The sequence below is a fragment of the Paenibacillus sp. RC21 genome (genome assembly GCF_044907935.1).
In the GTDB taxonomy this organism is placed as follows: domain Bacteria; phylum Bacillota; class Bacilli; order Paenibacillales; family Paenibacillaceae; genus Paenibacillus; species Paenibacillus terrae_A.
The window spans coordinates 473,738-497,601 of the sequence record NZ_JBIYCS010000002.1; the positions used below are offsets into that span (position 1 = coordinate 473,738).

At 46.9% G+C, this 23,864-nt stretch carries 18 protein-coding genes and 1 other annotated feature; of the genes, 4 read left to right on the forward strand and 14 right to left on the reverse strand.

Annotation, left to right across the window (positions count from 1 at the left end; translation table 11 throughout):
- Positions 1-61: 61 nt before the first annotated feature.
- From ABIA61_RS07465 to ABIA61_RS07475, 3 genes are all read right to left on the reverse strand, one after another.
- The gene (locus ABIA61_RS07465) at positions 62-1,177 is read right to left on the reverse strand and encodes an aminopeptidase (protein ID WP_283652402.1); all 1,116 of its coding nucleotides are present in this window, start codon (positions 1,175-1,177) and stop codon (positions 62-64) included.
- A gap of 76 nt (positions 1,178-1,253) precedes the next feature.
- Complete coding sequence (locus tag ABIA61_RS07470; RefSeq protein ID WP_283652403.1) at positions 1,254-2,105, reverse strand: hypothetical protein; 852 nt, start codon at positions 2,103-2,105, stop codon at positions 1,254-1,256.
- Positions 2,106-2,318: 213 nt separating this feature from the next.
- Positions 2,319-4,304 (reverse strand): sensor domain-containing diguanylate cyclase, encoded by a 1,986-nt coding sequence (locus ABIA61_RS07475; protein WP_404518827.1) that lies wholly within the window; start codon positions 4,302-4,304, stop codon positions 2,319-2,321.
- A 436-nt stretch (positions 4,305-4,740) separates the two neighbouring features.
- Between ABIA61_RS07475 and rpsD the strand changes: the two genes are divergently transcribed.
- Positions 4,741-5,340 (forward strand): 30S ribosomal protein S4, encoded by a 600-nt coding sequence (gene rpsD / locus ABIA61_RS07480; RefSeq protein WP_025684247.1) that lies wholly within the window; start codon positions 4,741-4,743, stop codon positions 5,338-5,340.
- Positions 5,341-5,422: 82 nt separating this feature from the next.
- Here rpsD and ABIA61_RS07485 read toward each other — a convergent pair whose 3' ends face one another.
- Both ABIA61_RS07485 and tyrS read right to left on the reverse strand, forming a co-directional pair.
- Positions 5,423-6,289 (reverse strand): AraC family transcriptional regulator, encoded by an 867-nt coding sequence (locus tag ABIA61_RS07485; RefSeq protein ID WP_404518971.1) that lies wholly within the window; start codon positions 6,287-6,289, stop codon positions 5,423-5,425.
- Between the two features lie 226 nt (positions 6,290-6,515).
- The gene (gene tyrS / locus ABIA61_RS07490; protein ID WP_283652405.1) at positions 6,516-7,769 is read right to left on the reverse strand and encodes a tyrosine--tRNA ligase; all 1,254 of its coding nucleotides are present in this window, start codon (positions 7,767-7,769) and stop codon (positions 6,516-6,518) included.
- 65 nt (positions 7,770-7,834) lie between these two features.
- Positions 7,835-8,103, reverse strand: a binding site (T-box leader).
- Between the two features lie 135 nt (positions 8,104-8,238).
- On the opposite strand from tyrS, the gene ABIA61_RS07495 reads away from it, so the two are divergent.
- Positions 8,239-11,262 (forward strand): transglycosylase domain-containing protein, encoded by a 3,024-nt coding sequence (locus tag ABIA61_RS07495; RefSeq protein ID WP_283652406.1) that lies wholly within the window; start codon positions 8,239-8,241, stop codon positions 11,260-11,262.
- Positions 11,263-11,389: 127 nt separating this feature from the next.
- Here the strand turns inward: ABIA61_RS07495 and acsA are convergent, their stop codons facing one another.
- Positions 11,390-13,105 carry an acetate--CoA ligase gene (gene acsA / locus ABIA61_RS07500; RefSeq protein ID WP_283652407.1) on the reverse strand — a complete coding sequence of 572 codons (1,716 nt, stop codon included), beginning with the start codon at positions 13,103-13,105 and terminating at the stop codon, positions 11,390-11,392.
- A gap of 242 nt (positions 13,106-13,347) precedes the next feature.
- Between acsA and ABIA61_RS07505 the strand changes: the two genes are divergently transcribed.
- Positions 13,348-13,980, forward strand: coding sequence for a GNAT family N-acetyltransferase (locus tag ABIA61_RS07505; protein ID WP_404518826.1), 633 nt, complete (start codon positions 13,348-13,350; stop codon positions 13,978-13,980).
- 19 nt (positions 13,981-13,999) lie between these two features.
- On the opposite strand, the gene ABIA61_RS07510 is transcribed toward ABIA61_RS07505, so the two are convergent.
- From ABIA61_RS07510 to ABIA61_RS07525, 4 genes are all read right to left on the reverse strand, one after another.
- Entirely contained in the window at positions 14,000-14,698 is a 699-nt protein-coding gene (locus ABIA61_RS07510; protein WP_283652409.1) for a 5'-methylthioadenosine/adenosylhomocysteine nucleosidase, read from the reverse strand.
- Between the two features lie 111 nt (positions 14,699-14,809).
- Entirely contained in the window at positions 14,810-15,817 is a 1,008-nt protein-coding gene (ccpA, locus tag ABIA61_RS07515) for a catabolite control protein A (RefSeq protein ID WP_044648625.1), read from the reverse strand.
- 107 nt (positions 15,818-15,924) lie between these two features.
- Positions 15,925-16,266, reverse strand: a complete 342-nt coding sequence (gene ytxJ / locus ABIA61_RS07520; protein ID WP_283652410.1) for a bacillithiol system redox-active protein YtxJ — start codon at positions 16,264-16,266, stop codon at positions 15,925-15,927.
- 101 nt (positions 16,267-16,367) lie between these two features.
- Positions 16,368-16,814 carry a hypothetical protein gene (locus tag ABIA61_RS07525; protein WP_044648627.1) on the reverse strand — a complete coding sequence of 149 codons (447 nt, stop codon included), beginning with the start codon at positions 16,812-16,814 and terminating at the stop codon, positions 16,368-16,370.
- A gap of 335 nt (positions 16,815-17,149) precedes the next feature.
- Between ABIA61_RS07525 and ABIA61_RS07530 the strand changes: the two genes are divergently transcribed.
- Positions 17,150-17,686 (forward strand): type 1 glutamine amidotransferase domain-containing protein, encoded by a 537-nt coding sequence (locus ABIA61_RS07530; protein ID WP_404518825.1) that lies wholly within the window; start codon positions 17,150-17,152, stop codon positions 17,684-17,686.
- A 104-nt stretch (positions 17,687-17,790) separates the two neighbouring features.
- Here ABIA61_RS07530 and ptsP read toward each other — a convergent pair whose 3' ends face one another.
- The 4 genes from ptsP to aroA all read right to left on the reverse strand — a co-directional run bounded on the left by ptsP (position 17,791) and on the right by aroA (position 23,597).
- Entirely contained in the window at positions 17,791-19,536 is a 1,746-nt protein-coding gene (gene ptsP, locus ABIA61_RS07535) for a phosphoenolpyruvate--protein phosphotransferase (RefSeq protein WP_283652413.1), read from the reverse strand.
- A complete protein-coding gene (locus tag ABIA61_RS07540) occupies positions 19,533-21,416 on the reverse strand; it encodes a glucose PTS transporter subunit IIA (RefSeq protein WP_404518824.1) in 1,884 nt (627 codons plus the stop codon). The genes ptsP and ABIA61_RS07540 overlap by 4 nt, the downstream gene beginning before the upstream one ends.
- Before the next feature lie 419 nt (positions 21,417-21,835).
- Positions 21,836-22,270, reverse strand: coding sequence for a CoA-binding protein (locus ABIA61_RS07545; protein WP_283652415.1), 435 nt, complete (start codon positions 22,268-22,270; stop codon positions 21,836-21,838).
- 34 nt (positions 22,271-22,304) lie between these two features.
- Positions 22,305-23,597 carry a 3-phosphoshikimate 1-carboxyvinyltransferase gene (gene aroA, locus ABIA61_RS07550; protein WP_404580532.1) on the reverse strand — a complete coding sequence of 431 codons (1,293 nt, stop codon included), beginning with the start codon at positions 23,595-23,597 and terminating at the stop codon, positions 22,305-22,307.
- Positions 23,598-23,864 lie beyond the last annotated feature (267 nt).

Sequence of the window (23,864 nt, forward strand, 5' to 3'; positions counted from 1 at the left end):
TGTATCATTACTCATCCATTATAATACATTGAAATCGCTTTCTCAGCAAGGAGAGATATCGTTATTTTAAATTCTCAGGATTTAACGGCTCCAGCTCAGGAAGTACAAATATGCCGTCTTTGCGGATTAGAACATCGTCAAAATAAATTTCGCCGCCGCCATATTCCGGACGCTGAATCAAGACCAAATCCCAATGGATCGAAGAACGGTTGCCGTTGTCTGCTGTTTCATAAGCCTGACCCGGCGTAAAATGCAAGCTGCCTGCAATTTTTTCATCAAACAGAATATCCTTCATCGGATGCAAAATATACGGATTGAACCCAATCGCAAACTCGCCAATATAGCGTGCTCCCTCGTCGGAATCCAAAATATCGTTCAGCCGCTTTGTATCATTACTCGTTGCTTCTACAATTTTACCATTCTCAAAGCGGAATTTTACATTTTCAAAAGTGATACCATTGTACAACGTTTGTGCATTATAGCTAATGGTTCCGTTAACGGAATCTCGCACGGGTGCGCTATATACTTCGCCATCCGGGATATTGCATTGACCGGAGCATTTGATGGCACCGATTTGCTTAATAGAGAAATTCAGATCCGTGCCCGATCCGCTAATCCGCACCTTGTCCGTCCGGTTCATCAGGTCTGCCAACGCATCCTGTGCCTTATCCATTTTCGCGTAATCCAGATTGCACACATTGAAATAAAAATCCTCGAACGCCTCTGTGCTCGTATTCGCTAACTGCGCCATGCTGTCATTCGGGTAACGCAATACAACCCATTTCGTATGCTTCACCCGCTGCTCGCTATGTACCGCATGCTGATAAATCGAATTATACAATTTCATCTTATCTTCCGGCACGTCTGACAGATCATTGACATTTTCACCAGCGCGAATCCCGATGTAGCAATGCATTTGTTTCATCCGATTAAGGTCTATTTCAGCCCAGGTTTGCACCATTTCCTTTGTCGCATGGCGAAGCATGGCGCTCTGTACCTTACGATCAGTAAGTTGAACGAAAACGTTGCCGCCTTTTTTGCCCACCTCATGAATAATGGCGTTAAGCAGGTCACGTTCTGTACCGATCATTTCAACTAACACGTTCTCACCCGGCTGTACCTCAACAGAGTAACCTACCAGATTTTCTGCCAGTTTAAGTATTCTGGGATCTTTCATTTGTTGTCTCTCCTTCTCTATTTCATTCTTTTTGAACAACGGTTAATTCGAAATCCATTGTATCATGCCCGCCCTGTTACTTGTAGCCCTCAAAAGCAACTCTGGTAATCAGAGCTTCCTCATGCTCCTCTCCGATTGCCTCCTGCCGGGCAATTCGGCATTCCGACGACAACTTCAGGGGCAGACCTGTTTGACGTTCTATCGTCAGATGATACACAGCCTGCACATCAGAATGTTCTAATTGGCTACTCATATCCTCGCGACTCTGCGCCCATATTCGATTCAATTTTTGCTGTAGCTCTCGATTCGTCCCGTCATACTTCATTTTCGCTTGCAAGAGTTGAGGATTTATGGCATTCATTTCTTTCATTAAACGCTCTTTCAACCATCGCTTTGCGGAAGCAGGCTCCGGCTCAATCCTCACTACCCAGGTTCCCCTCGCTGCCCCGGCCTCCATACGAACAGTCTTATTCAGTGCATTCAGTTCCTCCAGCTCCTGAATCGGATTAAAACGATTTAACATCCCTGCTCCATTCATAGCTATACGATCAGGCGTCACCGCAATCCATTTTCCATCCAGACGAAGAAAACGCTCCTTTGTTACCCCATTCCCGGATACGCCTTGTTCGAATGCAGCATAGCTTGACTGTTTGTTAAAAGCCGCCGCAGAACCCCAATGCATGGTCAGTTCATCGTGATTGCTCACTTTCCCATGATATGCAAATTGTTTGTTCATCAGCAAACCGTTTTTGGTTATGACACCAGCCTGTCCTTTGAACGTTAACATTTCTTTGCCCGCTATTCCTGCAACTGCTCTTTTAAAAATCTGCTCCGGCGCATTTTGCTGTTCTGTCAGTGTACATCCACTCAACGAGCACATCACGAGCAATATACAAACTAGCATAACCCATTCTCTTCTCCAACGCATCCAATCATCCGCCCATCATGTCCTGAAATAACCACTACCCAGTAAACAAGGAATCGCACTTCAGGAAAACTACGTTACTTGTACTTATCCATTCTAGTGCCGCTTATGCGCCACACGTCTGAGTTTGTTATTTTTATAGCTACGATTAGGGTTTCCTGTCTACAAAAGGTTATGCACAGCAAAAAAAAGAGAATATTCCATTAGGAACATTCTCTATGAATTACTGACATGATCAATAACAATCCGGTTGCGCCCTTCATTTTTCGCCTCATACAGAGCCATATCTGCCCTGTAAAATAAAGATTCAATACTAATCTGCTCATCCAGCCAATTCCATTCGGCAATTCCGCAGGAGACGGTCACCTGTGGCTGGGTCTCATGTTCTACGCGATAACGGATTTTTTCCGCATATTCCAACGCCTGCTGCACCCCAAGCTGCGGCAAATAGATCGCCAGTTCCTCGCCACCCCATCTGGCACATACATCCACACTGCGAGTCGCCGAACGAACAATATCGCTGACGCTTTTCAATATTTGGTCACCTATCTGATGCCCGTATGTATCATTCACCTGTTTGAACTGATCAATGTCCACCAGAATGAGAGATCCGCAAAAATCTTTCTCCTGATGCCTCTGAATTACTTTGTCCACATAATGACGTACATACAAACCCGTTAACATGTCCATATTGGCCAGACGCCGTACCTCAGCATGCAGCATGGCATTTGTTACAGCCAAACCGATATGGGGCGCCAGCATTTGCAGCATTTTGTAATTATCGTACGAAAAAAAGTGAGGGAGCTTACTAGACAATAAAATAGCCCCTCTCGGCGTGCCGCTGGTCTTCATAGGTACCGCCATCAAAGAAAGGGAGTCGGTCATATCCATAAAATCGGAGGATATCTTCCCTTCCTTTCTGTAATCCGACACGATGAGAGGCTCTCCTGTTCTGCGTATCAGCCCTGCAAACCCGTCCTCATCAGAGTAACTATGCAGCCTCGAACTTTCTACGTTGCTTGACGTGACCTTAAAGCAATTTTCCTCCTGATCGAGTTGCACAATACAGCAAAAGTCAGCCAAGAACATTTTCAATAATTCCTGCACAGCAAACTCGAATATTTCATTCAGTTTAAGGCTTTGATTCAAGCGCTGAACGAGTTCATTAATGAGGCGCAACTCATGGATGAGCACATTGGATTGCTCCAGCAGCTTTGCATTTTCAAATGCGGTGCCGGCTGTGTCTGCCATCATGGCGATCAGCTCCACATCCACTTTCTTCATGCTTTCGACACCTGATGGAAGAATCATATGGAATACACCATATACTCCTTGCTTGCCACGTAAAGGAATGCCAATTTCGGTCATTTCTCCTTCTGTGCCTCCAGGCTCATTTACAGCCATTTGACCTTTCATAAATGCACGCACACATACATCCTCGTCCCGCTCGTGCAACAACAAAGGTTTGACCTGTGGATTACGACTGTGTCGATCCTGGCTCATATATAACGTGATATCCACATGAGGAAACAAGTAAGCTATGCTGCCAAATACCTCGTCCAGCACGCCTTCAACATCAATCTTGTCATGCATCCGCTTTACAATCTGAAATAAAATAGAGCGTCGCCTGCCTTCGCGGTCGCTCCGGTTCTTCATCCCGAGGATGTCTTCCATAAATATATACTCAAATCTCGTATAAAAGCAGGATCTAAAATGCAAAGCTGCCGCCAATAATGCATCCTGCTCAGGAACAGAATGTTGAGCAGGCAGTGTAAAACGAAGAGCAGCAAAAGTCTCACCCTTATAATTGCGGCAAAATACAGGAACCATGTACACAAATGCAAGGCTTCCGTCCCGAAGTTTGCGTTGGCTTATTTCCATTTCTCTGGACAAGCAGCAACGTTCGACCAGCTCCAAATCCTCGTCATCATCCTCTTCCCTACCTGCAACCCGAACACCTGTAAAATTAAAAACGGCGGTATGTTCTTCATTAACCCACGATATGCCATTGCTCTGCTGCAACCAGTTTCGATACCCTTGGACAAGAAGCTGATTAATATAGGGGAAATCAAATGGTGTCATATCCATGTTTTGGAGCCAGGCAAAAGACGTATATCCTTTATCATCAAACAGCGGGGCATCGCTAGCCTGGGCTGTTTTACCGTCAAGCGTTTGCTGATCCGTTGTTGAAAAGTCCGACATATTAAGGCGCTCCTTCACAGCAAAATTAGCTGTACCAAGACAGCGGCTATACACCACTATAGCTTATAATATGATCTATTTTACTCTTAACTACAGAAATATGCATCCATTTTCCAGAAATTCGTCCCACTTTTTTAGTTCTAAAGCCCTATCGACAAATTTTGACGTTTTCATTCTTTTTCTCTTCTTGACATTGACCCACTATTACATATAGTATATATTAATGAAAAAGACTGTACGGCAGAACTATCTACTGTGCGGATCTTAAATTTTGGGCGTAACAGTTTGTGTCACCCTCATCTTATTTGTTGCTGACAGGACAGCGGCTGAACTTTTCTGTCAGTAGTGCGCATCACCTTGATAGGGAGCGCCGAACAAATTGGAGCGCAAAGAGAGCCCCAACTCAAATTTTAATTATGAAGGAGTTAACTCTATAATGGCACGTTACACTGGTCCTAAATTTAAATTGAGCCGTCGTCTGGGAATTTCCCTGAGCGGCACAGGTAAAGAATTGAAACGCCCTTTCCCTCCGGGACAACATGGTGCAAACCAACGGAGAAAAATCAGCAACTACGGTATGCAGCTTCAAGAAAAACAAAAGCTGCGTCACATGTACGGCTTGGGTGAAAAACAATTCCGCACTCTGTTCAACAAAGCTCAACACATGCACGGTATCGCTGGTGAGAACTTCATGTTCTTGCTGGAAAGCCGCCTGGACAACCTCGTGTTCCGTCTTGGCTTTGCTAACTCCCGTGCAGGCGCACGTCAATTGGTAGCACACGGTCACGTTACTGTGAACGGTAAAAAAGTTGACATCGCTTCTTACCAAGTAAGCCTGGGCGACGTGATCGGCCTTCGTGAAAGAAGTCGTTCCCTGTCTTCCATCAAAGAAGCTTTGGAAAACCGCAACCACTTGGCAGCTTACCTGGAGTACAATGACGCAGCTCTGGAAGGCAAATACATCCGTTTGCCTGAGCGTGGCGAATTGTCCCAAGATATCGACGAAAAACAAATCGTCGAATTCTACAACCGCTAATCCTTGTGATAGCACCGAAAAGCACCCGAACTTCGTTCGGGTGCTTTTTTTCGTGTTACTGTTGCGTGAAGCTTGCAACATTTTATTCGATCGGTATATATACCTTAATATCCAAATCGGGAAAGGAAGAATTCATCACATCGGTGATTTCAAAATCCGGTCCTTCCCTACGCTCAAAATTAGAGTTGGGAAGCCATGTGCCGTAGATATAGTTTCTTACATCCTGAACCCGGCCATTTGGACCTGAAGCGTTAAATTCGGCATACCTTCCAGCTGGAATCTCCATATAGATAAAGCCCTTTGCCAAATCCTCCGCTTCTCCCTCAACTTCCTCGCCAATCACAAATGAAAATTCACCATTATCTTGAAAATAGCAAGCAATACCATACGACATCCCCGGTGCAATTTTGTTCGGAATGCGCATAAAATGCTCATTCTTTCCAAAGTGATCATAAAATCCTGGAATCTCATTATAATGCTGCTCATGATTCAGGTTTGTTTTGTATTCATGCCCTATAATCTTAATCGTATCGAGTTGCAGCATCACCGGCTTATTAACATCTAAATCTCCTTTGGTGTTCTTTTGATAATCCAGAAAATTGATCTTGTGTTGTCGAGAAATATCTATATCACCGTTCCGGTATCTCCCCGGGGTGACACCAAAACTTTTTTCAAAAGCACGTGTAAACGCTTCTTGCGAGCTGTACTGGTATTCAAGAGCGATATCTAATACGTTTTGATGGGACCGTTTCAGCCCTACAGCCGCCTCCGATAATCTTCTCTTCCTTATATACTGTTGAACCGTAAAGCCCGATATCGCCTGAAAAAGCCGCTGAAAATGAAAGGCTGAAAAGCAAGCTTGCGAAGCAATTTCAGTAATTTCTAACTCCTCCCGAAGATTCATTTCAATAAACTCAATCGCACACTGTATTCTTTTAAAGTAGTCCATACGATCCTTCCCCTTACTCGTTGTGGTTTGACCATTCATCCGCCAAGCGAATTTAATAAGACTTCGTAATCCATTATGTACAATCCTACACAAGCTTGTTTGATCATTTGTGCTAAGTTTACCACGGTTTTTCACTTCAAATAGAATGTGTAAAAAAGCAACGCTAAGACATGAATATCGTCTCAGCGTTGCTTTTAAAAGCATTTTTATTTCCCAACTATAAAAATCAACCCAGCTTGATTTTGGCGAACTTCCGTTTACCAACCTGCACAATATCGCCTTCCTGCGGCGTGTATGCTTCGTTTACATCGGTCCATTTCTCTTCGTTAATTTTGACCGAGCCCTGCTGAATGCTGCGTTTGGCTTCACCGTTAGAAGCCGCAAAGCCCAATTGAGTCAGCAATTGGATGACACGGATGCCGCCATCTTCCAAATGATCCTCCGTCAAAGTGAACTCTTCAATATCGTCAGGCAGTGCTCGTTGCTGGAATACAGTCACAAAATGCTGCTTCGCTGCTTCCTCCGCTTCCTTACCGTGGTACATGCGTACCAACGTTCCGGCCAGCTTCATTTTGGCGTCACGCGGATGCACTGAACCGTTCTTAATACCTTCCGCGAGCTCAGCCAGTTCCTCATTGTTCAAATCTGTTGCCAGCTCAAAATATTTAAACATCAGTTCATCAGGAACCGACATGGATTTTCCATAGATTTCGTTCGGCTCTTCATCGACACCAATGTAATTGCCCAGACTTTTGCTCATCTTCTGCACGCCATCCAGCCCTTCAAGCAGTGGCAACGTAATGGTGGCCTGTGGCTCCACTCCGTATTCCTTTTGCAGAGTTCTGCCCATCAGCAAATTGAACTTTTGATCTGTACCGCCCAACTCAATGTCGCTTCGGAGTTCCACGGAATCCATCCCTTGCATCAACGGGTAGAAAAATTCATGGATGCTGATCGGCAAGCCGTTTTGGTATCTTTTCGTAAAGTCATCCCGTTCCAGCATACGTGCGACAGTTACTTTAGCGGCCAGCGTTACCACATCCGCAAAAGACATGGGCGCCAACCAATGGGAATTGTAGTATACCTTTGTTTTTTCGGGGTCCAGAATTTTGAATATCTGCTCCTTATACGTCTGAGCATTGCGCTGGACATCTTCCTCGGTCAGCTGCTTACGAGTTTCCGATTTGCCTGTCGGATCACCAATCTTGCCCGTAAAATCGCCGATGATAAGTTGTACCTGATGACCAAGCTCCTGAAACTGGCGTAGCTTATGCATAACGACCGTATGCCCGATGTGAATGTCCGGCGCCGATGGGTCAAGTCCTAATTTAATTTGAAGCGGCTCACCGCTAACGACCGATTTAATAAGCTTACGCTTCAGCTCGTCCTCCGGTACAATTTCTGCCACACCACGTTGAATCACATTTAATTGACGTTCTACCTCTACCTGCTGTTCAGGCTTCAACTCTTCCCACTTCATCCTGTATACCTCCTGTTTTTATCCAAAATATTACATATTAAACAGACCAAAAAGCCCCTTTCATCCCAAGGGACGAGAAGGAGCCGCTCGCGTTACCACCCTAATTAAAGAAACGTATGCCAAAGACAAGCGTTTCTTTCACTTCATTCCTATAACGGGCCTACACCCGGTACTGGATTACTATAGTCAGCTTCGCAAATCTGCAAAAGCTACACCATTCATCCAGACAGCTCCAGACAGTAATTCAAAGGAGGGTCGTTACCGATTCGCACCACCCATCGGCTCTCTGCACAACGTGATTCCACCTTCTACTGAAGTCTTTCTCTGCTTTTCACGATATTTACTTTGACTTATTTATAACACACCACTTTTATAGAGTCAACGACACCAAAAGACAGGCTTTTTAGCATATGGGTTCATTTTGTAATTTTATGCTATAATAATGGCTGTTATAAAGGAGGAAGACTTAATGGTTGAAGAAAAAAATAATGTGTCAGAGCCAAAGCCTTCCCGCTTACGGACATACATGCGAAGGCTCGGCCGTGTCATAAAGTGGGTCGTCATCATCGGTTTTATGGGAGCGCTGTTTGCAGGAGGAGCCGCAGCCGGCTATGTAGCCTCTATTGTAAAAAGCGAGCCTGTGCGCTCCAGATCCATGATTGAACAGGAAGTAGACAAAAACGCAATTACAGGCTTCGCTTATTTCAATGATGGCTCCCCTATCGGACAGCTCCGGACAGAAGAAGATCGGCGTCCTGTCACGTTTAAGGAGATTCCGCAACTCGTTATTAACGCAGTCATTGCCATTGAAGATAACCATTTTTACGAGCATAAAGGTGTCGATCTGTCGGGAACGCTGCGGGCTATAAAACAAAAAGCGCTGCATGAATCCGTACAAACCGGGGGAAGCACCCTAACCCAGCAGCTCGCCCGTCGTGTCTTTCTGAATCTGGATCGCACGGATGACCGCAAGGTCAAGGAAATTTTGCTCTCTCTGCGCCTTGAGCGCTTCCTGAGCAAGCAGCAAATTATTACGGCCTATCTCAATAAAGTACCTTTTGGTAACGGATCAAGCGGTTATAACGTCTTTGGGATCAAAGCAGCGGCCAAAGGTATTTTTAATGAGAATGATCTGAATAAGCTGAATGTGGCTCAAGCCGCCTATCTGGCAGGTCTGCCACAGCTTCCTTCCTCTTATTCCGCTTACAACGGTAAGGGTGAATTTAACGAGTCCGGCTTTAAAAGGGCGATCAACCGCCAGCACCTGGTACTTAGCAGGATGCTAGAGGAGAACAAAATCAATCAGGCACAGTATGATGAGGCGATGGCTTTTGATATCAAAAAGTCGCTCGCTCCACGCACTGTTAAAGCCTACAACACGTATCCGTATCTTATGATGGAAACGGAACGGCAAGCGGCACAGGCACTTATGTCAGTCACAAATCCGGGTCAAGCGGCCAATGCCAGTGCAGATGCCAAAACCAAGGATGATAACGACTTGCTCAAAGAAGCTGAACAACAGCTTCGAACAGGTGGTTATATGGTATACACCACTATTGATAAAAGTATCTACAAGTCGATGCGCCAAATTGCAGAAAACAAGGATAATTTCTCTTCCACAAGTAAAACCAAGGGTGACGAGCAAGCGGCCGCCATTCTTATCCAGCACAAAACAGGCGCGATTCTCGGTATGATGGAAGGCCGGGATTTCCAAAAAGAACAGATGAATTATGCTACCCAGATGGTACGCCAGCCGGGATCGGCTATGAAGCCGATTGCCGCCTATCTCCCTGCATTGGACAGCGGTCTCGTGCAGCCTGGCAGCATCGTGGATGATGCACCTATTATTTTGAAGGATGGCAGCAATGGGTATCACATCCCGAAAAACGCCAATAACCGCTATCAGGGGCTGGTTACGGCCCGTTATGCGTTGAATCAGTCACTAAATACGATAGCACTCAAGCTGTTTAACGAAAAGGTAGGTATCAGCAAAGCTTGGGATTTTGCCAAGAAGCTAGGCATTACCACCTTGGAACCAAGCGATAACAACGCCCAGACGGGTGTACTCGGCGGTTTGGCCCATGGGGTCACAGTCGAGGAACTGACGAATGCTTATGGTGCGATTCCAAACGGCGGTGTATTTAATGACGCCTACATGATCGAAAAGATTGTGGACTCGCAAGGGAATATCGTTTATAAGCATCAGCCTAATCCCGTACAAGCCTTTACACCACAAACCGCCTATCTGATGACGGATATGCTGCGTACAGCTGTGTCGGAAGGTACAGGCAGACTGGTGAAGCGTAATTTCAATCAAGCTGGCAAGATTCCGATTGCTGGTAAAACAGGTACTACACAATCTTATACCGATGTATGGTTCGAGGGCTTTACGCCTGACGTCACACTGGGTGTATGGGTTGGTTACAAGCAACCTGTCAATAAGCTTGAAACGAAAGCACAAAAAGAGCGGGCACGCCGCCTGTGGGCGCAAATCATGAATGAAGTGACCGCAAAGGATCCGGATCTGTTCCGAACCGACAGCTTCAAGCGACCAGACGGTATTGTAACAAGAACAGCATCCGCATACGGTTCGGATATTTACAACAGTAAGTATCCACCCAAAAACAGTGAAAATGGTGTCACTCGTGCCAAATATATTACCTATCAAGGTGTCAATTACATTCCACGGGACGGCACACCGGATGATATGTTGAACGAGCGGACCGTTAGCAAACGGGAAAAACCGATTTCAGAGCTGATTAAAGAGCTCCAGCAAGCCTTTACCGTGATGAGACGACATAATTCGTTGTCCTACTATCTGCCTCAGGATGCAGATAAGGCGGCTCCTACCCAGATTGATCCGCGCAAAGACGATGGAGCCGATCCTAGTGCTCCGTCTAACGTTAGCGTAAGCTATAGTGACGGCAAAGCTATGATCAGCTTTAGCCCAAGCGGAAACAGCGATGTCGTAGGATACCGTCTATATCGTTCTACAGATGGGGGCAGCTTCCAACGGCTTGGCAAAGTCGTCATGGCTGACGGCTCCAAAGTGTTCTCTGACAGCCCGGGTGGTGGCAGCTCCAGCTACTACGTAACCGCCGTTGATGTAGGCGGACATGAGTCAGGGCCAAGCTCCCAAGCAAGTGCAGCGCCTGTAGCACCACCTGTTGATCCCGAGAATCCAGTTGTACCGAGTGAAGGAGATGGACCAAGTGCGCAGCCTACGGAGATTCCTACCGCTCCTGGGCAGCCTCAAGCGAAAGCAGCAGGCTCAGCCGTAGCGCTCCAATGGAGTGCAGGAAAGCCTGCGGATGCGATTACAGGCTATAACGTGTACTACAGTGAAAGCGGTGCGGAGCCTTTTACAAACATCGGCTCCACCGCATCCACCAGCTTTCAATATAAAGCGGGCAGCAAACCGAAGGGTTGGTTCCGCATCACTTCCATGAATGCCTTGGGGGAATCAGCTCCTTCCGGAGCCGTTCGTCCATAAAAGCTCACAACAGCAACAAATACTGATATTTGGTAAAAACCCACTTTATCAGAACCAACAAAAAGGGAGTTCCTTAGCCATCACGGCTTTGGAGACTCCCTTTTTTGTATCTTTCTTAAAAAGCATTTCAATCCTCTATGGTAGACAAATCTCCTGTAGGAAGATTAAGCTCCCAAGCTTTCAGTACACGTCTCATAATTTTACCGGAACGGGTTTTGGGCAGCTTTTCCTTAAACTCAATTTCACGTGGTGCAGCATGGGCAGACAGCCCTTCTTTGACAAAGCGATAAATATCCTGCTGCAAAGCTTCAGAGGGGGTGTAGCCTTCACGGAGTGCGATAAAAGCTTTAATGATCTCTCCCCGCACAGTATCCGGCTTTCCGATCACTCCAGCCTCCGCTACAGCGGGATGCTCCAGAAGCTTGCTCTCGACCTCAAAAGGACCAATTCGCTCCCCGGACGAATTAATGACATCATCAATTCGTCCCTGAAACCAGAAGTATCCGTCCTCATCCATATAAGCAGAATCACCAGACACATACCAGTCGGAAAAACGGAAATACTCCTGAAATTTGTTCGGGTTGTTCCATATACGGTTCATCATAGACGGCCACGGCGTACGAATCGCCAAATGCCCCATTCGGTTAGGCGGAAGCACTTGCCCCCTGTCGTCCAGAATAGCGGCCTGAATGCCAGGCAATGGCTTTCCCATCGAGCCGGGCTTAATCGGCAGCTCAGGGTAATTACAGATCATTTGGCCACCCGTTTCCGTCATCCACCAGGTATCATGAATACGCTGCTTATATACCTGCCAGCCCCAGCGCACCACCTCGGGATTCAGCGGCTCTCCGACGGACAGCACATGCCGCAGGCTTCCGAGATCATATTTGTCAACGATATCCTCCCCTGCGCTCATGAGCATCCGAAACGCCGTAGGAGCGCTATACCATACGGTCACCTCGTAACGCTCAATGGTTCGATACCAGTCCTCGGGGCTAAAACGACCGCCACGAATAACATTTGTTACTCCATTCAGCCATGGGGCAAAAATGCCATATGACGTTCCGGTAACCCAACCGGGATCGGCTGTACACCAATACACATCATCTTCACGCAGATCCAGCACCATTTTTCCGGTATAATAGTGCTGGATCATCGCGTTTTGCACATGATACACGCCTTTAGGCTTGCCCGTTGAGCCTGACGTGTAATGAATAATCAACCCATCCTCACGACTCAGCCATTCCGGTTCAAGTTCCTCGGAGGACGCAAGCATTTCCGTTTCAAAATCAATAATCCCTTGTTCCCGTTCGTCCACGTCGCCAACCACAAAAATATGCCGCAGCTCCGGAAGTTCCTCACGCTGTACGCGCGAGAGAAGTCCAGGCGTGGTCACCAGCGCCACCGCCCCGCTATCCTCCAGCCGATCCTTGACCGCCGTTTCCATAAATGCCTCAAATAAAGGTCCGACGACTGCTCCTACCTTCAAAATGCCAAGCAGACTAATGACCAGCTCAGGTGAACGCGGCATAAATATAAATACCCGCTCCCCTTTGCCAATTCCGTATTTACGCAGCACATTACCAAACCTGTTGGAGCTGGCACGCAACTGAGAAAAGGTGTAGGCTTCATGGCGGTTCGCGTCACAATACAACAACGCCGTTTTGCTGCCTCTCCCTTCCTCTACATGCCGGTCAATCGCTTCATGCGCCATGTTCACCTTGCCTGATTCATACCACGTAAAATGACGCTCTGCATCTTCCCACTGAAAGCGGTTGTAAGCTTGTTCATACGGGCCCATGTTGGATGTGGGAACTACAGCCTGGAGTTCTTCAATCTTCATGCGTTCAGCCTCCTCACGATATAATGAGAATAATACAGAACAAGATAACGCTTACAAATTCAATACAAGCATGTCAATTCCTTTGTTTAACATCTGATAAAAGCGACTAATTGTGAACAATTTATGTCTAAAACAGTATATCATAGGTGAGGATGTGACGACCATCCTTTTCATTTATTTGTTTTTTTGCTATAAGTAGGGGATATGGAGAGCTAGGTCACGGTAAAGAAGGAGGCGCATGTATGCAGCATTTAAAACTGCACCATTTGGACACGCTGAGTCATAACGGGCAAAAGATTTACGTAGAAGGCCCCGTATCCGCTGATCAACTGCGTTCATTTCAAATGCATCCACAACTGGACGCCTTTCGCAAGCCGAAGGAGCAATTCGACGCGCTGATGGATATTTCGGGACTGCCGGAAGGCAGGATTATCATCGCACATGATGGGGAAACCATTCTCGGATACGTGACTTTTCACTATCCGGATGAGATGGAACGCTGGTCGGAAGCCGGAATGAAGGACCTGCTGGAGCTTGGAGCGATTGAGGTAGCCGACGAATATCGCGGACTGGGTCTGGGAAGCCAAATGATCCGTGTCGCCTTTGAGGACGGACAACTGGAATCCTATATCATTTTTACGACTGAGTACTATTGGCATTGGGATTTAAAAGGCAGCGGTCTCTCTGTATGGGAATACCGCCGCATGATGGAACGTCTGATGAAAACCGTGGATATGATCTGGTACGCAACGGATGATCCTGAAATATGCTCTCACCCGGCGAATTGCCTAATGGTCCGAATGGGAGAGGATGTCCCCCTCACATCACGGGAACAGTTTGATCGTATCCGGTTTGTGAGAAGGTTCATGTATTAAATGTTACACTACTAGCCATTTAAGCCAAATACTTCAGCATATACTCCACAATCCGATGCGAACGATGGGAAGATTCTACTGTAAATTCGCCAAAATTAACATGGGCAGATCCGTCTGCCTTATCAGACATAGAGCGGAGGACAACGTAAGGCACAGCGTTCATATGGGCTGTCTGAGCCACTGCTGCGCCCTCCATCTCGGTACAAGCACCGTCCATCTCCTGATGCAATGCAGCTACCAGCTCACGACTGGCGATAAACTGGTCACCGGAAAGCACCTTGCCGATAATATAACGATCGCCGAAGGATTGACAGGCTTGCTCAGCCAGGCGAACAAGATCAGGATCAGCCGCAAACTCCGAGGTATCCTGATAAGGAATGACCCCTTTGGCGTAACCCAAAGGCGTTACATCCATATCATGCTGCATGCACGTCGAGGAGATCACGATATCCCCAATATTTAAATCCGGATGCACCGCCCCTGCCACTCCTGTAAATATGATTTGTTCCGCTCCAAAGCTATCGATAAGGATTTGTGTCGTTACCGCAGCATTGACCTTACCTACACCGGACTTGCATACGACAACCTGTTGACCGTGAATGACTCCCTTTGTATAGGTGATTCCAGCCTTGACCGACTTACTAGCTTCAGTCATTGCAGCAAGCAGCAGCTCAATTTCTTCATCCATGGCACCAATTAATCCATAAATTCGGCTCATCTCAAATCCCTCTATTCTTTGTTTAATGATGTGCATTATGGACTATGTATTCACGAAAAAAGCTCCATAAAAGGAGCTTTCATCGAAGGTCTATCCTGTTAACAAATTTGTCTAGTCTAAATAATTAACCGACAACCGCAAAATCGTTTCATGCGGCAAAATAACGCGGGGATTTTCCACATTTTCCTTCTTCATCAGCTTGGTCAGCAAACGCATCGCTACTGCACCCAAATCGTACATCGGTTGCGCTACTGTCGTAAGCTGCGGACGAACCATGGAAGCCATACGGATATTGTCCACACTGATGACAGAGAAATCGTCCGGTACTTTCAAGCCTTCATCCTGAATGCTATGAATCGCACCAATTGCCATTTCATCCGTAGCCGCAAAAATCGCGCTTGGCTTCTTCTTGAGGCCCAGGAAATACTTCATTGCCTCCACACCGGACTCATAACGATAGTTCCCGATTCGCACGAGATCTTCCTGATACTCCATTCCTGCTGCTTCCAGCGCTCTCTTGTAGCCTTGGAAACGTGCATAGCCGTTCGCAGGATCCTGAAGAGTACCACTAATCATCGCGATTTGACGGTGCCCGTGGCGGATCAATGTATTCACTGCATCAAAAGCAGCGGCTTCATGGTCAATATCAACCGAAGGGTAGCTGCCTTTCTCATCACTCGTTGCGCACAGAACGATAGGAACCGCAGCCGTATGAAAAGCCTGAATATGCTCGTCCGTTACTGTGCCACCCATGAACAGAAGTCCATCAACCTGTTTTTCGAGCAGCGTATTGATGACACGAATCTCTTTTTCTTTCCTCTTATCGGCATTACACAAAATAATGTTATAGTGATACATATTCGCAATATCCTCAATGCCCCGCGCAATCTCTGCGAAAATTGAGTTTGATATATCAGGGATAACCACGCCGACGGTTGTTGTCTTCTTGCTGGCCAGACCTCTAGCCACCGCATTAGGCCGATATCCCAATTGCTCAATCGCTTCATATACCTTCTTGCGTGTCTGAGGTTTTACGTTAGGATTATTGTTAACTACACGGGACACTGTCGCCATTGAGACACCAGCTTCGCGAGCTACATCATAGATCGTTACCGTCAAATTCCTTCTCTCCATTGCCAATAAATTTTCAACCGAATCCAAGAACAACTAATTAGAACTATGATACGACAAAATACTACTTTATGCAACGACAGCGCTCATTCTATCTATACCAAATGATCGTGAAGCGCACGCGCAGTGATATTCGAATGGGATGTATGCCAGACAGCCTCTCCGCCCTTGATCAAAATGGCCTGCGGTGATTCATGCTGCAGTTGGAGCTTGTTCGCAGCCTCATTGGACACCGGCCGGTCTTCTACTACATAAATGATACCGTATTCAATATTTTCGTTGGGAGTGCCTTGCAAATAGGACTCCAGTTCCTGATGTGCGCCAGAGCTAATCGGACAGCGCGTACTATGTTTAAAAAGAAGCAATGCCTTGTCTGATGACGCTTCCAGCGCCGCATTTAATTGTTGAACAGTAGTCATCTTTGTCATCGTCGCCATTGGATATACATTCCTTTCCTCGTATTGTCGTATGTCCTATTCACATCCTAACAAAAAGAACATGTAAAATCCAATGGTGACCATGAAAATTTTCATTTTTTTTAGTTTTTTGTATTCATAAACACCGATTCACTGGTAAAACCGGATAATTGCCCCAATCTTTTCTGTACATCGTTCATCCAATCCTCATCTCCCAGACTTCTCGCATAACGATAAAGGTCCAGCAGCAGATTGATTCGAAGCTCCATTCGCTCCTCCAAAGAGGATTGCCAGTCCACATTAGGATTGTCCGCTTCCTCCAGCACCAGCCTGCGAATAATTTCAGCCAGCTCGTTGTTACGGGCAAAGGAAATGCGCCGAGCCGTAGGCTTGCTCCCCAAATTTTGCAATAGCTCCTTGATGTCCTTCGTTACATGCTGCAAAACCTCACTGGAGAAGCATGAAGGGCATGAAAATACGGGAACATGTAAAATTTCAACCTTGTCCGCATAAACTACCTTTCTCAACTCCAGCCCCATCGGTTTACCGCATTGGCATTGCTTATGCATTTAACCACCTCATTACGTAGGATCAAGCTATATGAGGATTTCATCAGAATCCAGATATATCTATCTACTAGTCTATAAAAGATTTGTTAACTCTATAAAATTTTTCACACTCTTTTTTATTTCGACTTTGGGACCTCAAATCCTTCCACAGATTGCAGCTATGAACAAATTACCAAAGGTTTAGTGGGTTTCGGAATGGTGATGCTAGTATTAAAAGAGCTAGTCAATTTATGAGAATGTGCAGAGGAATGGACTTCCGGCGCTCTTTTTCTTAAGATGTATAGGTGCAGATATAAAACAGCGTGTCATCAAGTGACGCACGAAAGGATGGTTAGATGTCGAGACTTGCCGGAAAAAAGGTTATCGCCCTGGTAGATGAGGAATTCGAGGATCTGGAGCTATGGTACCCCGTGTACCGCGTCCGTGAAGAAGGCGCAGAAGTGCATTTGGCCGGTGCTGAAAAGGGTAAAAAATATATTGGAAAATATGGCGTACCTGCTGAAGCGGAATATGCCTTTGAGGAATTGAACAGCCGCGATTATGACGGGATTCTTGTCCCCGGAGGCTGGGCGCCGGATAAACTGCGCCGCTATCCCAAGGTGATTCAACTTGTACAGGAGTTTCACGCCGCCCACAAACCCATCGGGCAGATCTGCCACGCAGGCTGGGTGCTGATCTCCGCCAAAATTTTGGACGGTGTCACCGTAACTTCCACACCGGGCATTCGTGATGATATGGAAAACGCAGGAGCCATCTGGAAGGACGAAGCTGTCGTGACAGACGGACATATCGTATCTGCCCGCCGCCCGCCTGACCTTCCGCCATATGGAAAAGCGTTCTGCGATCTGTTGGCAAACAACGCAAAGAAATAAGGCAGTCCAATATAATGAGCAAAAACACCTTCAAAATCACCACGTTATCCATGGTTTTGAAGGTGTTTTTTTATTCCAAAACAAGCTACACAGCCATTGCATGATTACTGCCGTCCAGGCCCGACTGAAATACAACTGACACTAACTGCGGTCAGCTTGTCTTCGATCGCCGCGCCGGTAGACATGCTGAAGCACGCCTGGGCAACCAGTGTTGCCTCAGCTGCGGACGTGTTCAGCACACGATGCTTAACTCGCAGCAAGGACTGGGGAGACATGCTTAGCTGGTGTATTCCCAACTCCAGCCACAAGGGAATGGAGCGTTCATCCCCTGCCATTTCACCGCACACACTCACATCAATTCCCGCTTGATGAGCCGCCTGTGCCGTCATACGCAGCATCCGCAGCACAGCCGGATGGTATGGATGGTACATATGGGCAATCTGCTCGTTCATACGGTCTACGGCCAGCACATACTGTACCAGATCATTCGTGCCTATACTGAAAAAATCTGTTTCAGCAGCGAGTAGATCGGCAATCATTGCTGCCGCTGGCACCTCGATCATAATCCCTTGCTGGATATGTGGATTGTAGGCAACCCCTCTCGCATCCAAATCCGCCATAGCTTCCTTCAAGATTGCATCCGCCTGGCGGATCTCCTCCACCGATGAGATCATCGGATACATGACCTTGATATTCCCTGCCGCACTGGCACGTAAAATAGCTGTCAGTTGTGTCTTGAATAATTCCTTCCAATCGAGACTGATGCGTATAGCGCGATAGCCGAGAAACGGGTTTTCTTCCACCGGCAGTTGAAGATAGTCCAGCGGTTTATCCCCGCCGATATCCAATGTACGGATAACAACGGAGTGGTTTCCTGCCTTTTCTGCTACCAGCCGATACACTTCATACTGCTCATCTTCATCCGGTGCAGAGTTTCGATCCATATATAAAAATTCCGTGCGGAACAGTCCAACACCCTGCGCCCCATGCTTCAATGCCGCCTCCAGTTCCTTGACAGAACTGATATTCGCTGCCAGCCTCAGTTCAGTTCCATCCTTGGTCACGGCTTCCACGGAAGCGAGCACCTGAAGCTGTTCTTTTCTGCGGAGCTGCTCATCACGTAATGCCGTATAATGATCAATAATGGATTTCTCCGGCTTCACATAAACCTTACCCAAGTCTCCGTCGACAACCATCATATCCCCAGTCTGGACAGGCAAATTGAGATTGCTCTCCAGTCCCGAAACAAGCGGAATGCCCATCGCACGGGCCATGATCGCGGAATGCGATGTTTTGCCCCCATTCATAGTTACAATTCCTAATACATAGCTTGGATTCAAGTGGGCCGATTGAGATGGAGAAAGCTCCTTGGCTACCAGAATGTAAGGCTGTGTGTCCTTCGGAAGAGTTACTTCCGGCGCACCCAGCAAATGCTTGAGCAACCGATTCCCCACATCCTTGATGTCGATCGCCCGCTCCTTCATATATTCATCATCCAGCAGATCAAACATCGTCACAAAATGGTCAATTGCTTCCTTAACAGCCACCTCGGCTGCTTTATATTGACGCTCGATGATTCCACGAACTTCGTTCATGAATTCAGGGTCCTCCAATATAGCCAGATGCGCATCAAAAATGCTGGATTCTTCCGGTCCCACCATTTCCCGAAACTCATCCTTAATAAACTGGATTTCACTTTTGGATGTGCGTATCCCTTCATACAGCCGCTCGAATTCCTTTGCGAGATCCACCGCATCCATTTTCTGCTCAGGTAAATCCCACTCCCAGCTCGGCAGGACAAAAGCCTTCCCGATTGCCACACCTGCTGCGGCGCCGATGCCTTCTATCATGTCTCTACCCCTCCAACATTCCTGTCATGCAGCACAACGGACATTACCGAGGTCTGACCTTTTTTCACTGTTTTAAACGGAGCAAAGCTCCATGACTTCACGCGATCCGGATTCGTAATGACCATAGGGGTCACTAAAGATGGAGCTTGTTCCCGCAGCGCCTGCAAATCAAATTTGATCAGCAATTGTCCCGGTTCCACCGTATCGCCTGCTTCTACCATAGCAGTAAAATTCCCTTTTAGCTGTGAAGTATCAATCCCTATATGAAGCAGAACCTCAAGTCCCTCTCGTGTAGAAATGCCCAAAGCGTGCATGGTCGGATACAAATGCATAACCGTACCATACACCGGAGACACAAGTTCACCTCGTTCGGGAACAAAAGCAACTCCGTCTCCGACCAGCTTCGTCGCAAAAATTTTGTCCGGCACCTCGTGAATCGGCAGCATTTTTCCATGCACAGGAGCGTTGAACAACACTTGAGGAAGATCACGATCCATAAGCTTCGCGATTTCCTCACGAATCAGCTCCGAATACGTCCCGAACACAACCTGCAAGTTGCCCCCTCCCAGGTTGATGAGTCCAGCCGAGCCCAAGGCTTTTATCGCTCCAGTATCAATCAGCCGGTCATTGTGGACGGTGAGGCGCAACCGTGTAATACAGGCTTCCACCCGAACAATATTTTCCTTCCCGCCGAGCGCCTCCAAAATGAGCGGAGCGCTGTAGGGAATATTGCCTGCCCAATCCTCCAGAACTGAACCTTCCTCGCGACCTGGAGTGGGAATACGGAACCTCCGAATCGCCCAGCGGAATAGCACATAATACACCAGCCCATACGCCACACCTAACGGAATCAACAACCAGGCATTATGTGACAGATGGAAATTGAGTACGTAATCTATAAAACCCGCTGAATATGAAAAACCGTGATGAATATCCAGTTCAAAGGTAAGCCACATAGCCAGACCGGACATGACTGCATGAACAAGGAACAAATAAGGAGCAGCAAACAAAAAGGCAAACTCGATTTGTTCCGATACACCGGTAAAAAAACAGACCAGGGCAGCAGTCAAAAATGTCTTTTGCACCTTTGGCTTCAAGTCTTCACGTGCTTCCTGAATAATCGCCAGCGCAATGGCTGGAATCGCAAACATCATGATTGGAAACAACCCTGACATAAAATAGCCCGCCGTCGGATCGCCAGCAAAAAATCGGGGTAAGTCTCCCTGCACTATGTTGCCTGACGGTGTTTTATATGTACCCAGTTGAAACCAGAATATATTATTAAGCAGATGATGGAGGCCAAAAGCCGCCAGCACCCGATACAAAATACCATAAATAAACAATCCGAAGCCGCCCAAGCTCAATTCCAGACCTGCTATAAACTGCAATCCTCTCTGAATGAGTGGAGCCACAATCAGCATCAGTCCTGCGAACACGGCGGAGAACAAGCCAATTAGCAGTAAAACAAATCGAGTCCCTCCAAAAAATTGGAGTACCTCGGGCAGCTTAATGCTTTTGAAGCGGTTATACGCCACCCCTGAAATGACACCTAAAATGATGCCAATGAGCGTCGCCGGATGAATGAGTCCGTTTCCAAATCTCAATGTGACCTGATCATATATTGCCATACCAGCCAATGCCGCCAATCCCGCCTGACCTGCCTGATTTGACATGCCGAGTGCTACACCAACCGCAAACAAATACGGCAAAAAATAAAAAATACCGTTCCCTGCCGCATTAGCCATATCAGACACCATTGGAAATCCCCAAGTGGACCAGGGAAGGCTACCGAGACTTAGTAATATAGCAGCAGCCGGTAACACCATCGTCGGGAGCATGACAGCACGACCAAGCTGTTGTAAGGATCCGAGCCAATTCATGGCATTCCTCTCCTTTCTATCCCTGATGGTAAGCCGAATAGATACTTTTGTCAAAGCGATTCTCTTGCTTGATTAAAAATACTTATATACGCTTTAAAGGTCTGGACAACTCCATTAAATGGCCTATTTAAGTTATATTTTGCTTGTTTATCAGCTTGGACCAAGCTATCCTGAAACAAAGGGGGATGGAGCAGCGATTCCATTACCATAACCAATAAAATAAGCGAATTCACCAAGATAATATCATCATAATGGCATACATACATTATATGAATTCCTGTAAGTATAATATACAGTTCCTGACTAAACTTAACCAAGCAACTGAGTGAAAAAAAGTAAAGCCAAATATAGTTTAATTCCACACTAAAAACCTTCTTCCCCGTATTTCATCGGGGCGAAGGTTTTTCTTCATGTCCAGATTATCCTTTGCGTACAGCTTGGGTTACGGAATCCTCTACCTTAATGCAGCGATCCATAATAACCGTCATTCCATGCTCCTGCGCGATGTCAGCGGCTTCCTGGCTGATAATGCCCTGTTGAAGCCACAAAACCCTGGCACCAATGGCAGCTGCCTCACGAGCAACCTCCGCGCAGTACTCACTGCGACGGAATACATTGACCAGTTCCACAGGCTCAGGTACTTCTTCGAGACTTGCATAGCAAGTTTCTCCTAAAATCGTTTGCCCCGCTGCTGCAGGATTAACCGGAATAATCCGGTATCCCCGCTTTTGCATAGCATAAGACACCATATACGAGGTCCGGTCCGATTTATCAGACAAACCCACAACCGCAATGTTGCCTACTTGTTCCAAAATGCTTTTGATCTCTTCTCTTGACGGATTTTCAAAAGCCATCCTGTCCCCTCCTGTTCACTTCTAAAGCTTACTATTATTTTACCCACTCTACAGAGGCGCCAAGCGTCGTCAGATGGTCAAAATATTGCGGATATGATTTGGCAACATGATGCGCATCCTTGATCACCAGCGGTTTCTGGGCCCGTAGACCGACTACCGTCAAAGCCATAATAACACGGTGATCAAAATGCGCGTTGATTTCAACGCCGCCTTCGACCCCCTCCGGTCGGCCATGTACGATAATTTCAGCCTGACGTTCCTCCACGCGAGCTCCGGCCTTGGTCAGTTCGTTCAAATAATCGGTAATGCGATCACATTCCTTGTACCGCAAATTTTCCACATTATAAAAACGGGATGTGCCGTCAGCAAATACAGCGGCAGCCACCATGGCCAGCACAGCATCGGTTGCAGCATCGCCGTCAAACTCGATTGCCTTCAAACGTCCATTCCCCTTCACGACAACTGTGTCGTTCTTGTGCGTCAGCGGTACTTCCATCATACGAAGCACATCTACAATAGCACGTTCTCCCTGCTTGCTCTGTTCCTTTAGCCGATGGATGGTGACATCCGAGTTCGTTACGGCAGCCGCTGCCAGCACCGCGGCACTGCCCGGGTAATCCCCCTGCACTGTATACGTGCGCGGCTGATAAGATTGTCGTCCCGGAACACGGAAAGACAAATAATCGTCACTTGCATGAATGATTATACCTGCCTCTTGGAGCACCTCCAGCGTCTGACCAATAACCACCTTGGATTTCAGATCATGCAGCACCTCGATTTCGCTGTCTTCCTCCAGTAAAGGTGTAAGGAATAGCAAAGCGCTCAAATATTGTGAGCTAACCGAACCGGACACCTGAATTTTGCCGCCCTTAGCTTGACCGCCCTGGATACGAATTGGCAACTTACCTTCGCGATGGTCCACTCTCACACCCAATTGGCCCAGCGCATCAATTAGATCATCATGTGGTCGTTTACCCAATGAGTCAGGATATGTATTAACGAAAGTAACATCCGGACATAAGGATGTAATTCCCATCAAAAAACGGAGCACCGCTCCGGCATTCCCCACATTTAACTCCTTCACAGCACGAGGATGGCTACCAAAACCCGTAATGACAATTTTTTCGTCATCCTCTTCCAGCACTGCCCCCAGATCAGCGATACAACGACGCATAGCATCACTATCCTCACTGTGTGCCGGAAAATAAATGGTACTTTCTCCATCGGCAAGCGCTGCTGTGAGCAGATAGCGTGTAGTGTAGTTTTTGGAGGACAAGGCCCCAATCTCTCCCTGCAAGGAAGGGGTAGGTCTAACGATAACATCCATATTGTACATGCTCCTTTTCGATTCAAACCATCCTAGTTTACGTTAATTATACAAGCTGTAGCGTTCATTTCTCTACCCAAAAAAATATACAATATTCATCTAGGTCTTTCGGAGTTTAATCCAGCAGGTTGATTAGTCTCTATCTTTCTTTAGGATTAACCCAATTGACAGCTTAGAGATAGCTTCGCTATCATACATAGAGAGTGTGATGTTTTGCACACGTCAATAACACACGCAGCACCCATTATACATTAGAAAAGAGGTCCA

Excerpts from the sequence above, each read along its gene's own strand:
- ABIA61_RS07465 (WP_283652402.1), bottom strand. The coding sequence starts at position 1,177 with ATGAAAGATCCCAGAATACTTAAACTGGCAGAAAATCTGGTAGGTTAC.
- ABIA61_RS07470 (WP_283652403.1), bottom strand. The coding sequence starts at position 2,105 with ATGCGTTGGAGAAGAGAATGGGTTATGCTAGTTTGTATATTGCTCGTG.
- ABIA61_RS07475 (WP_404518827.1), bottom strand. The coding sequence starts at position 4,304 with ATGTCGGACTTTTCAACAACGGATCAGCAAACGCTTGACGGTAAAACA.
- rpsD (WP_025684247.1), top strand. The coding sequence starts at position 4,741 with ATGGCACGTTACACTGGTCCTAAATTTAAATTGAGCCGTCGTCTGGGA.
- ABIA61_RS07485 (WP_404518971.1), bottom strand. The coding sequence starts at position 6,289 with ATGGACTACTTTAAAAGAATACAGTGTGCGATTGAGTTTATTGAAATG.
- tyrS (WP_283652405.1), bottom strand. The coding sequence starts at position 7,769 with ATGAAGTGGGAAGAGTTGAAGCCTGAACAGCAGGTAGAGGTAGAACGT.
- ABIA61_RS07495 (WP_283652406.1), top strand. The coding sequence starts at position 8,239 with ATGGTTGAAGAAAAAAATAATGTGTCAGAGCCAAAGCCTTCCCGCTTA.
- acsA (WP_283652407.1), bottom strand. The coding sequence starts at position 13,105 with ATGAAGATTGAAGAACTCCAGGCTGTAGTTCCCACATCCAACATGGGC.
- ABIA61_RS07505 (WP_404518826.1), top strand. The coding sequence starts at position 13,348 with ATGCAGCATTTAAAACTGCACCATTTGGACACGCTGAGTCATAACGGG.
- ABIA61_RS07510 (WP_283652409.1), bottom strand. The coding sequence starts at position 14,698 with ATGAGCCGAATTTATGGATTAATTGGTGCCATGGATGAAGAAATTGAG.
- ytxJ (WP_283652410.1), bottom strand. The coding sequence starts at position 16,266 with ATGGCGACGATGACAAAGATGACTACTGTTCAACAATTAAATGCGGCG.
- ABIA61_RS07525 (WP_044648627.1), bottom strand. The coding sequence starts at position 16,814 with ATGCATAAGCAATGCCAATGCGGTAAACCGATGGGGCTGGAGTTGAGA.
- ABIA61_RS07530 (WP_404518825.1), top strand. The coding sequence starts at position 17,150 with ATGTCGAGACTTGCCGGAAAAAAGGTTATCGCCCTGGTAGATGAGGAA.
- ptsP (WP_283652413.1), bottom strand. The coding sequence starts at position 19,536 with ATGATAGAAGGCATCGGCGCCGCAGCAGGTGTGGCAATCGGGAAGGCT.
- ABIA61_RS07540 (WP_404518824.1), bottom strand. The coding sequence starts at position 21,416 with ATGAATTGGCTCGGATCCTTACAACAGCTTGGTCGTGCTGTCATGCTC.
- ABIA61_RS07545 (WP_283652415.1), bottom strand. The coding sequence starts at position 22,270 with ATGGCTTTTGAAAATCCGTCAAGAGAAGAGATCAAAAGCATTTTGGAA.
- aroA (WP_404580532.1), bottom strand. The coding sequence starts at position 23,597 with ATGGATGTTATCGTTAGACCTACCCCTTCCTTGCAGGGAGAGATTGGG.